Source organism: Streptomyces chiangmaiensis (genome assembly GCF_036281785.1).
GTDB lineage: Bacteria > Actinomycetota > Actinomycetes > Streptomycetales > Streptomycetaceae > Streptomyces > Streptomyces chiangmaiensis.
The window spans coordinates 1-10,135 of record NZ_JAYWVC010000252.1; the positions used below are offsets into that span (position 1 = coordinate 1).

General features: G+C 68.6%; 9 protein-coding genes. 7 read left to right on the forward strand and 2 right to left on the reverse strand.

The annotated features are described in order from the left end of the window. Positions 1–107 precede the first annotated feature (107 nt). From VXC91_RS38470 to VXC91_RS38485, 4 genes are read left to right on the forward strand one after another with little or no spacing between them, the layout of a single operon-like run. A complete protein-coding gene (locus VXC91_RS38470) occupies positions 108–2,339 on the forward strand; it encodes a polyribonucleotide nucleotidyltransferase (protein WP_329511996.1) in 2,232 nt (743 codons plus the stop codon). After that, positions 2,336–3,715 (forward strand): M16 family metallopeptidase, encoded by a 1,380-nt coding sequence (locus tag VXC91_RS38475; RefSeq protein WP_329511997.1) that lies wholly within the window; start codon positions 2,336–2,338, stop codon positions 3,713–3,715. The genes VXC91_RS38470 and VXC91_RS38475 overlap by 4 nt, the downstream gene beginning before the upstream one ends. A gap of 50 nt (positions 3,716–3,765) precedes the next feature. After that, complete coding sequence (gene dapB, locus VXC91_RS38480) at positions 3,766–4,518, forward strand: 4-hydroxy-tetrahydrodipicolinate reductase (RefSeq protein WP_329511998.1); 753 nt, start codon at positions 3,766–3,768, stop codon at positions 4,516–4,518. 12 nt (positions 4,519–4,530) lie between these two features. After that, on the forward strand, positions 4,531–4,983 hold the full coding sequence (locus tag VXC91_RS38485; protein ID WP_329511999.1) for a tetratricopeptide repeat protein: 453 nt from the start codon (positions 4,531–4,533) through the stop codon (positions 4,981–4,983). A gap of 105 nt (positions 4,984–5,088) precedes the next feature. Here VXC91_RS38485 and VXC91_RS38490 read toward each other — a convergent pair whose 3' ends face one another. Then, positions 5,089–5,646: a hypothetical protein gene (locus tag VXC91_RS38490; protein ID WP_329512000.1), complete on the reverse strand. Its 558-nt coding sequence runs from the start codon at positions 5,644–5,646 to the stop codon at positions 5,089–5,091. Positions 5,647–5,763: 117 nt separating this feature from the next. Next, positions 5,764–6,000 carry a hypothetical protein gene (locus VXC91_RS38495; protein ID WP_329512001.1) on the reverse strand — a complete coding sequence of 79 codons (237 nt, stop codon included), beginning with the start codon at positions 5,998–6,000 and terminating at the stop codon, positions 5,764–5,766. Positions 6,001–6,242: 242 nt separating this feature from the next. On the opposite strand from VXC91_RS38495, the gene thyX reads away from it, so the two are divergent. The 3 genes from thyX (at position 6,243) to VXC91_RS38510 (ending at position 9,906) form a co-directional block, all read left to right on the forward strand. Continuing rightward, on the forward strand, positions 6,243–6,983 hold the full coding sequence (thyX, locus tag VXC91_RS38500; protein WP_329512002.1) for an FAD-dependent thymidylate synthase: 741 nt from the start codon (positions 6,243–6,245) through the stop codon (positions 6,981–6,983). 210 nt (positions 6,984–7,193) lie between these two features. Then, complete coding sequence (gene dapA, locus VXC91_RS38505; protein ID WP_329512003.1) at positions 7,194–8,093, forward strand: 4-hydroxy-tetrahydrodipicolinate synthase; 900 nt, start codon at positions 7,194–7,196, stop codon at positions 8,091–8,093. A gap of 127 nt (positions 8,094–8,220) precedes the next feature. After that, entirely contained in the window at positions 8,221–9,906 is a 1,686-nt protein-coding gene (locus VXC91_RS38510; RefSeq protein WP_329512004.1) for a ribonuclease J, read from the forward strand. The last annotated feature ends 229 nt before the right edge of the window (positions 9,907–10,135 follow it).

Below are 10,135 nucleotides of genomic sequence, written 5' to 3' on the forward strand. Positions count from 1 at the left end.
TCCCGGGTGCTTCGATCGAAGACCGGCCCGCACCGGACGGAGCGCTTCTCCACCACCGTCCCCCTGCCACACGGGCAGCCAGGGACGAAGACGAGGAGAAAACGCTAGTGGAGAACGAGACCCACTACGCCGAGGCCGTCATCGACAACGGCTCCTTCGGCACCCGTACGATCCGCTTCGAGACGGGCCGCCTGGCCAAGCAGGCCGCCGGTTCCGCCGTCGCGTACCTGGACGACGACACCATGGTGCTGTCGGCCACCACCGCGTCCAAGAACCCCAAGGACCAACTCGACTTCTTCCCACTGACGGTGGACGTCGAGGAGCGGATGTACGCGGCCGGGAAGATCCCCGGTTCCTTCTTCCGCCGTGAGGGCCGTCCGTCCGAGGACGCCATTCTCACCTGCCGGCTGATCGACCGCCCGCTGCGCCCCTCCTTCAAGAAGGGCTTGCGCAACGAGATCCAGGTCGTCGCCACGATCATGGCACTCAACCCCGACCACCTGTACGACGTCGTGGCGATCAACGCCGCGTCCGCGTCCACGCAGCTGGCCGGCCTGCCCTTCTCCGGCCCGATCGGCGGCGTCCGCGTCGCCCTGATCAACGGCCAGTGGGTCGCCTTCCCGACGCACACCGAGCTCGAGGACGCCGTCTTCGACATGGTGGTCGCCGGCCGCGTCCTGGAGGACGGCGACGTCGCGATCATGATGGTCGAGGCCGAGGCCACCGATCAGACCATCCAGCTGGTCAAGGGTGGCGCCGAGGCGCCGACCGAAGAGGTCGTCGCCTCCGGTCTGGAGGCCGCGAAGCCCTTCATCAAGGTGCTGTGCAAGGCGCAGTCGGACCTCGCCGCCAAGGCCGCCAAGCCGACCGCCGAGTTCCCGATCTTCCTGGACTACGAGGACGACGTCCTGGAGGCGCTGACCGCCGCCGTCCGCCCCGAGCTGGCCCAGGCGCTCACCATCGCCGGGAAGCAGGAGCGCGAGTCCGAGCTGGACCGCGTCAAGCAGCTCGCCGCCGAAAAGCTCCTGCCGGAGTTCGAAGGCCGCGAGAAGGAGGTCTCCGCCGCGTACCGTTCGCTGACCAAGACCCTGGTCCGTGAGCGCGTCATCAAGGAGAAGAAGCGCATCGACGGCCGTGGCGTGACGGACATCCGCACCCTCGCCGCCGAGGTCGAGGCCATTCCGCGGGTGCACGGTTCGGCCCTGTTCGAGCGTGGCGAGACCCAGATCCTGGGCGTCACCACCCTCAACATGCTGCGTATGGAGCAGCAGCTGGACACCCTCTCGCCGGTGACCCGCAAGCGCTACATGCACAACTACAACTTCCCGCCGTACTCCACCGGTGAGACCGGCCGCGTCGGCTCCCCGAAGCGCCGCGAGATCGGCCACGGAGCCCTCGCCGAGCGCGCCCTGGTCCCGGTCCTGCCCGCGCGTGAGGAGTTCCCCTACGCGATCCGTCAGGTCTCCGAGGCCCTCGGTTCCAACGGCTCGACGTCCATGGGCTCGGTCTGCGCCTCCACCATGTCGCTGCTGAACGCCGGTGTGCCCCTGAAGGCCCCGGTCGCCGGTATCGCCATGGGCCTGATCTCCCAGGAGATCGACGGTGAGACGCACTACGTGACGCTGACCGACATCCTCGGTGCCGAGGACGCCTTCGGCGACATGGACTTCAAGGTCGCCGGCACCAAGGAGTTCGTGACCGCCCTCCAGCTCGACACCAAGCTGGACGGCATCCCGGCCTCCGTCCTGGCCGCGGCTCTGAAGCAGGCCCGTGACGCCCGTCTCCACATCCTCGACGTGATGATGGAGGCCATCGACCGGCCCGACGAGATGTCCCCGCACGCTCCGCGGATCATCACCGTCAAGATCCCGGTCGACAAGATCGGTGAGGTCATCGGCCCCAAGGGCAAGATGATCAACCAGATCCAGGAGGACACCGGCGCCGAGATCACGATCGAGGACGACGGCACGATCTACATCGGTGCCGCCGACGGCCCGTCCGCCGAGGCCGCCCGCGCCACGATCAACGGCATCGCCAACCCGACCATGCCGGAGGTCGGCGAGCGCTACCTGGGCACGGTCGTGAAGACGACCACCTTCGGTGCGTTCGTCTCGCTGCTCCCGGGCAAGGACGGCCTGCTCCACATCTCGCAGATCCGCAAGCTCGCCGGCGGCAAGCGCGTGGAGAACGTCGAGGACGTGGTCGGCGTGGGCCAGAAGGTCCAGGTCGAGATCGCCGAGATCGACTCCCGCGGCAAGCTCTCGCTCATCCCGGTGATCGAGGGCGAGGACGCGGCATCCGACAGCGGCTCCGAGGCGAAGGACGACACCGACAAGTGACGTCGCGTGGCTTCAAGGTGACGGCCCGCACCTCCTCGGAGGCGCGGGCCGTTGCCCGTACCCAAACCCTGATCAAGGGCGTGAACGGCATCGGTACCGTCCGTAAGACCACTCTCCCGGGTGGTCTGCGCATCGTCACCGAGACGCTGCCCTCCGTGCGCTCCGCCACCTTCGGCATCTGGGCGCACGTCGGTTCGCGCGACGAGACGCCGTCCCTGAACGGCGCCACGCACTACCTGGAACACCTGCTCTTCAAGGGCACGCAGCGCAGGAGTGCCCTCGACATCTCCTCGGCGATCGACGCGGTCGGCGGCGAGATGAACGCGTTCACGGCGAAGGAGTACACGTGCTACTACGCGCGCGTGCTCGACACCGACCTGCCGCTCGCCATCGACGTCGTGTGCGACATGCTCACCGGCTCGCTGATCCTCGAAGAGGACGTCAACATCGAGCGGGGCGCGATCCTCGAGGAGATCGCGATGACGGAGGACGACCCGGGCGACTGTGTGCACGACCTGTTCGCGCACACGATGTTCGGTGACAACGCGCTCGGCCGCCCGGTCCTCGGTACGGTCGACACCGTCAACGCCCTCACCTCCGACCGCATCCGCCGCTTCTACAAGAAGCACTACGACCCCACCCACCTGGTGGTCGCGTGCGCCGGCAACATCGACCACAACAAGGTCGTCCGTCAGGTGCGTGCCGCCTTCGAGAAGGCCGGCGCCCTCACGGGCACGGACGCCATGCCCCTCGCCCCGCGCGACGGGCGCCGCGCCCTGCGCACAGCCGGCCGCGTCGAGCTGCTGGGCCGCACGACCGAACAGGCGCACGTCGTCCTCGGCATGCCCGGCCTGGCCCGTACCGACGACCGCCGCTGGGCCCTCGGCGTCCTGAACACCGCTCTGGGCGGCGGCATGTCGTCGCGCCTGTTCCAGGAGGTCCGCGAGAAGCGGGGCCTCGCGTACAGCGTGTACTCGTACACCTCGGGCTTCGCCGACTGCGGCCTCTTCGGCGTGTACGCGGGCTGCCGTCCGAGCCAGGTGCACGACGTGCTCAAGATCTGCCGCGACGAGCTGGACCATGTCGCCGAGCACGGGCTGTCCGACGACGAGATCGACCGCGCCATCGGCCAGCTACGGGGTTCCACGGTCCTCGGACTCGAGGACACGGGCGCGCTGATGAACCGTATCGGCAAGAGCGAGCTGTGCTGGGGCGACCAGATGTCCGTCGACGACATGCTGGCCCGGATAGCCGCCGTCACCCCGGACGACGTCCGGGCGGTGGCCCGGGACATCCTGGGGCAGCGGCCCTCGCTGTCGGTCATCGGCCCGCTCAGGGACAAGCAGGCGTCGCGTCTGCACGATGCGGTCGCGTAGGTTCTCGACACATCCGACCGTCTTCGACACGTTCGACCAAGGAATCAGGAATGAGCAAGCTGCGCGTGGCGGTCCTCGGCGCCAAGGGCCGGATCGGTTCGGAGGCGGTACGGGCCGTCGAAGCCGCCGAGGACATGGAACTGGTCGCCGCTCTCGGCAGCGGCGACAAGCTGGAGACCCTCGTGGACGCCGACGCCCAGGTCGCGGTGGAGCTGACCACCCCGGCCTCGGTGATGGGCAACCTCGACTTCTGCGTACGGCACGGCATCCACGCCGTGGTCGGCACCACCGGCTGGACCGACGAGCGCCTCGCGCAGCTGAAGGGCTGGCTGGCCCAGTCCCCGGAGACGGGCGTCCTCATCGCCCCGAACTTCTCCATCGGCGCCGTACTGACCATGAAGTTCGCCGAGCTGGCGGCCCCGTACTTCGAGTCCGTCGAGGTCGTCGAGCTGCACCACCCGAACAAGGTGGACGCCCCGAGCGGCACCGCCACGCGCACCGCCCAGCTCATCGCCGCCGCGCGGGAGAAGGCGGGCAGCGCCCCGCAGCCCGACGCCACGGTGACGGCCCTGGACGGCGCCCGCGGAGCCGACGTCGAGGGCGTCCCGGTGCACGCGGTCCGCCTGCGCGGACTGCTCGCCCATCAGGAGGTGCTGCTCGGCGGCGAGGGCGAGACCCTCACCATCCGCCATGACTCGCTGCACCACAGCAGCTTCATGCCGGGCATCCTGCTCGGCGTCCGCCGCGTCGTCACCGCCCCGGGCCTGACCTTCGGCCTGGAGCACTTCCTCGACCTGAAGTAGAAGCAGCCGCCCATGCGCGCGAAGATCACCTATACCGTGACGGCCGCTGTCCTGGTCGTCTACTTCGTCCTGGTCGGCAGCCGAGGTGTGCTCCTGATCCAGAACGGCACCCCGGTCACCGTCACCTTCGGCATCGCGGTGCTGATCCTGCCGGTCATCGGTGTCTGGTTCCTGTGGAAGAACACGCAGTTCGTCCGCATGGCCAACCGGCTCGCCGCCGAGCTGGACGCCGAGGGCGGCCTGCCGGTCGACGAGCTGAGGCGCACTCCGAGCGGGCGGATCGACCGTGACTCGGCCGATGAGGTGTTCGCCGAGCGCAAGGCGGAGACGGAGGCGACCCCGGACGACTGGCGCAGCTGGTTCCGGTTGGCGGTCGCCTACCACGACGCCCGTGACACACCCCGCGCCCGCAAGGCGATGCAGCGGGCGATCGCCCTGCACGAGGGCAAGACGGTCGGGACCTGATCCGTACGACGTTCTGGGACGCCCCAGGAGGTCCTCCCGAGGCCGACGGCGCCCGTACGACGAAGGGGCCGGCCCACGCGGGCCGGCCCCTTTCGGCGTCTCGTGTCAGCCCCGGTGGTACTCGGCGGCCCAGGCCTCCACCGTGTCCGCCGCCCGGTCGAACGCCTGCGGGCGCGCCAGGAAGTCGGCGCCGTGTGTCGTCAGCAGCGGCGGCAGGTCCTCGGGCCTACGGCCCTTGGACACGAGGATCAGCGCCTGTCCCTGCACCGTTCGCGGCAGCCCGAGCCAGCGCACTGGCTGCTGCACCGTCCGTACCGAGGCGGTCTGCTCCCAGCGCAGCGTGCGCGTGCTGAAGAAGCCCACCCGGCGCACTCCGCGCGCGCTCACCCAGGCGCCGACCCGCAGCAGGCGCAGGGCACCGACGATGATGACCAGCCCGATCACGAGGGCCGTGCCGGCGCTCGACGGCGTACCGGCGAGCCCGATGATGACGCCTGCAAAGAGCACGTACGAAGCGAGCAACAGCAGGAGGGCGGCCCCGCCCACCCGCCACGGACCGGGACGGTAGGGGCGCCGCCAGCGGTCATGGTCGTCGTACGGCAGCGGAAGATCGTCCGCCGCCTGGTCGTAGGCACGGTCGGCCGTCAGAAAGGGCAGGGGCACGGCTGATCCTCACTCGGTCCATGGGGCTGTGCCCGGTGAGGCTATCGAGCCCTGTCCTCGCCCACCACCCTCGGGGTTCCCGGGACGGTGCCTGCGCCAGTCGGGCGACCGGAAATGTCAGCGCCCGTCGGACGCCTCGGAGTGCTGGTCGCGCGCGGGTGACTGCTGCTCCAGGGAAGGCGTGCCTATCACCAGGGCGCCCACGACCCCCGCGACGATGGTGAACCCCATCAGCCAGCGCCCGGCCAGCTGCGCACGGCTGGCGCGCCGGCGGGGCGGGGGAGCGACGTTGCTGCGGAAGGAGTCGGCTTCGGCGAGGAAGGCGAAGGGCACGGACTCGCGCCGACGGAACATGGGGGCGCTTCTCCTCTTCGGGCTCGTGAGGACCTGGGGTCAGGGTGGGTAAACTCCGGGTGACGCGAACGGATCGCCGTCACCGACACTGACGAGCGAACGGCGCGAAAGGTGCCCTGTTTCGCCGTTTTCGCTGAAGTTCGCAGCCGAATGTCGCGGCCCGGTACCGAAGGTCCCGTTGTCGGTGCCGGGCCGTAGAGTGGGCGCCGCCCGAGCCTGCGATGGGAAGGACCTTCCACACCGTGACCGACACCCCAGCCGAGGACCTCAAGCCCAGCTTCCGCAGCGACGTCACCGTCGAGCTGGTCAAGCACAGCGCGGCCGACTCCGACGTGCTGTGGGCCGCCCGAGTCTCCACTGCCGGCGAGCAGTCCCTGGACGAGCTGAAGAAGGACCCGGAGCGTTCCAAGGGCCTGATCAACTATCTGATGCGGGACCGGCACGGCAGCCCCTTCGAGCACAACTCGATGACCTTCTTCATCAGCGCCCCGATCTTCGTCTTCCGCGAGTTCATGCGGCACCGCGTGGGCTGGTCGTACAACGAGGAGAGCGGGCGCTACCGCGAGCTCCAGCCGGTGTTCTACGTCCCCGACGAGTCCCGCAAGCTGGTCCAGGAAGGCCGTCCCGGGAAGTACCGGTTCGTGGAGGGCACCCCGGCGCAGCAGGAGCTGGTCGGCCGTGTCATGGAGGAGACGTACGTGCACGCGTACGAGGCCTATCAGGAGATGCTGGCCGCGGGGGTCGCGCGCGAGGTCGCCCGCTCGGTCCTCCCGGTCGGACTTTTCTCCTCGATGTACGCCACCTGCAATGCCCGCTCGCTGATGCACTTCCTCGGCCTGCGCACCCAGCACGAACTGGCCAAGGTGCCGTCCTTCCCGCAGCGGGAGATCGAGATGGTCGGCGAGAAGATGGAGACGCAGTGGGCCAGGCTCATGCCGCTCACGCACGCCGCCTTCAACGCCAACGGGCGCGTGGCGCCGTAACACGCACCTGTTTCCCGGTCGGGCACAGATGTGCGGTCAGCCGAGTGAAGTGTCCGTATTGCGGCATTTCGAGAAGTTCATCTAGCCTGATCAAACGGACCCGGCACTGCTTGAACCCCCGAGCAGGCAGTGCCGGGCTCCACTTTTGTCAGGACTTTTCCGGACCCCCTAGGGCAGACCCCGCCCGAGGCAGCGAGTAGCGTGTTACCCATGGCTCCGACCTCCACTCCGCAGATCCCCTTCGGGCGGATCCTCACCGCCATGGTCACGCCCTTCACGGCGGACGGCGCGCTCGACCTCGACGGCGCCCAGCGGCTCGCCACCCACCTGGTGGACGCAGGCAACGACGGCCTGATCATCAACGGCACCACCGGTGAGTCGCCCACCACCAGCGATGCGGAGAAATCGGACCTCGTACGAGCCGTTCTGGAGGCGGTCGGCAACCGCGCCCACGTCGTCGCCGGTGTCGGCACGAACGACACCCACCACAGCATCGAGTTGGCGCGCGCGGCGCAGCAGGTCGGCGCACATGGTCTCCTGACCGTCACGCCGTACTACAACAAGCCCCCGCAGGAGGGCCTGTACCGGCACTTCAAGGCCATCGCCGACGCCACCGACCTGCCCGTCATGCTCTACGACATCCCGGGCCGCAGCGGTGTCCCGATCAACACCGAGACCCTCGTCCGGCTGGCCGAGCATCCGCGGATCGTGGCCAACAAGGACGCCAAGGGCGACCTCGGCCGCGCCAGCTGGGCCATCGCCCAGTCCGGCCTCGCCTGGTACTCGGGCGACGACATGCTCAACCTGCCCCTGCTCTCCGTGGGCGCGGTCGGCTTCGTCTCGGTGGTCGGCCACGTCGTCACTCCGGAGCTGCGGGCCATGGCCGAGGCCTACGTGGGCGGCGACGTCCAGAAGGCACTGGAGATCCACCAGAAGCTGCTGCCGGTCTTCACGGGCATGTTCCGCACCCAGGGCGTCATGACGACCAAGGCCGCGCTCGCTCTCCGGGGCCTGCCCGCCGGCCCGCTGCGCCCGCCCATGGTCGAGCTCTCGTCGGAGGAGACCGCCCAGCTCAAGATCGATCTTGCTGCCGGCGGGGTAGAGCTCTGACAAAGACTTCACAACTGAATAGGCAGGACACAGGTGCCTGCACCCCATACCGACAATTGCTTTTGCACGAACGTCATGCGCGCCACGTGCCCCACCGGTACGTGGCGCGCATGGTCAGGAGAGTCTTTTGAGTCATCCGCATCCTGAACTCGGCCCGCCCCCGCCGCTCCCCGAAGGCGGCCTGCGGGTCACCCCGCTCGGCGGCCTCGGCGAGATCGGCCGAAACATGACGGTCTTCGAATACGGCGGCCGCCTGCTGATCGTCGACTGCGGAGTGCTCTTCCCGGAGGAGGAGCAGCCCGGAATCGACCTGATCCTGCCGGACTTCTCGTCCATCAGGGACCGTCTCGACCAAGTCGAGGGCATCGTCCTCACACACGGCCACGAGGACCACATCGGCGGCGTCCCGTTCCTGCTGCGCGAGAAGCCCGACATCCCGCTGATCGGCTCCAAGCTGACGCTCGCCCTCATCGAGGCCAAGCTCCAGGAGCACCGCATCCGTCCGTACACGCTCGAGGTCGCCGAGGGCCAACGCGAGCGGGTCGGCCCCTTCGACTGCGAGTTTGTCGCGGTCAGCCACTCCATCCCGGACGCGCTCGCGGTCGCCATCCGCACCCCCGCAGGAATGGCGGTCCACACGGGCGACTTCAAGATGGACCAGCTGCCGCTGGACAACCGTCTGACCGACCTCCACGCGTTCGCACGACTGAGCGAGGAAGGCATCGACCTCCTCCTCGCCGACTCCACCAACGCCGAGGTCCCGGGATTCACCCCGCACGAGCGAGACATCTCCAACGTGCTGCGCCAGGTCTTCGCGAGTGCCCGCAAGCGGATCATCGTGGCGAGCTTCGCCAGCCACGTCCACCGCATCCAGCAGATTCTGGACGCGGCGCACGAGTACGGCCGCCGGGTCGCCTTCGTGGGCCGCTCCATGGTCCGCAACATGGGCATCGCGAGGGACCTGGGCTACCTGAAGGTTCCGCCGGGCCTGGTCGTCGACGTGAAGACGCTGGACGATCTGCCGGACGAAGAGGTGGTGCTGGTGTGCACGGGCTCGCAGGGCGAGCCGATGGCGGCCCTGTCGCGCATGGCCAACCGGGACCACCAGATCCGCATCATCGAGGGTGACACGGTGATCCTTGCCTCGTCGCTCATCCCCGGCAACGAGAACGCGGTGTACCGCGTGATCAACGGCCTGACCCGCTGGGGCGCCAACGTGGTGCACAAGGGCAATGCCAAGGTGCACGTCTCCGGCCACGCGTCCGCGGGCGAGCTGCTGTACTTCTACAACATCTGCCGCCCCAGGAACCTGATGCCGGTCCATGGCGAGTGGCGCCACCTTCGGGCGAACGCCGAACTGGGCGCGCTCACGGGTGTGCCGCACGACCGGATCGTCATCGCCGAGGACGGCATCGCCGTCGACCTGGTCGAGGGCAAGGCGAGGATCTCCGGCAAGGTCCAGGCGGGATACGTGTACGTCGACGGCCTTTCGGTCGGCGACGTCGGCGAGCCGGCGCTCAAGGACCGGAAGATTCTCGGCGACGAGGGCATCATCTCGGTCTTCGTGGTCGTGGATGCGTCGACGGGCAAGATCACGGGTGGTCCCTACGTCCAGGCGCGCGGCTCGGGTATCGACGACTCGGCCTTCGACGAGGTGATTCCGAAGATCACCGAGGCACTCGAGCGGTCGGCCCAGGACGGGATTGTCGAACCGCACCAGCTGCAGCAACTGGTCCGGCGGACCCTGGGCAAGTGGGTCTCGGACCAGTATCGGCGCAGGCCGATGATCCTGCCCGTGGTCGTTGAGGTCTGACGCTCCGTCAAGTCCTCGCCCGGGTGAACCAAGAGCGATGCGCCTCGATTTGCATCGAGGCGCATCGCTCCAGTACGTTTGCTGCTCCGCCTGCAGGGGAACCCGACGCGATCGCGTGTCCGGGACAGTCCCCAGCGGGGTGGAAATTCCGGCTCAGAATCTCTGATAAAGTCGGGTTCGCCGGAAAGGCAAACGCGAGAGCGGAAACCTGGAAAGCGCCGAGGAAATT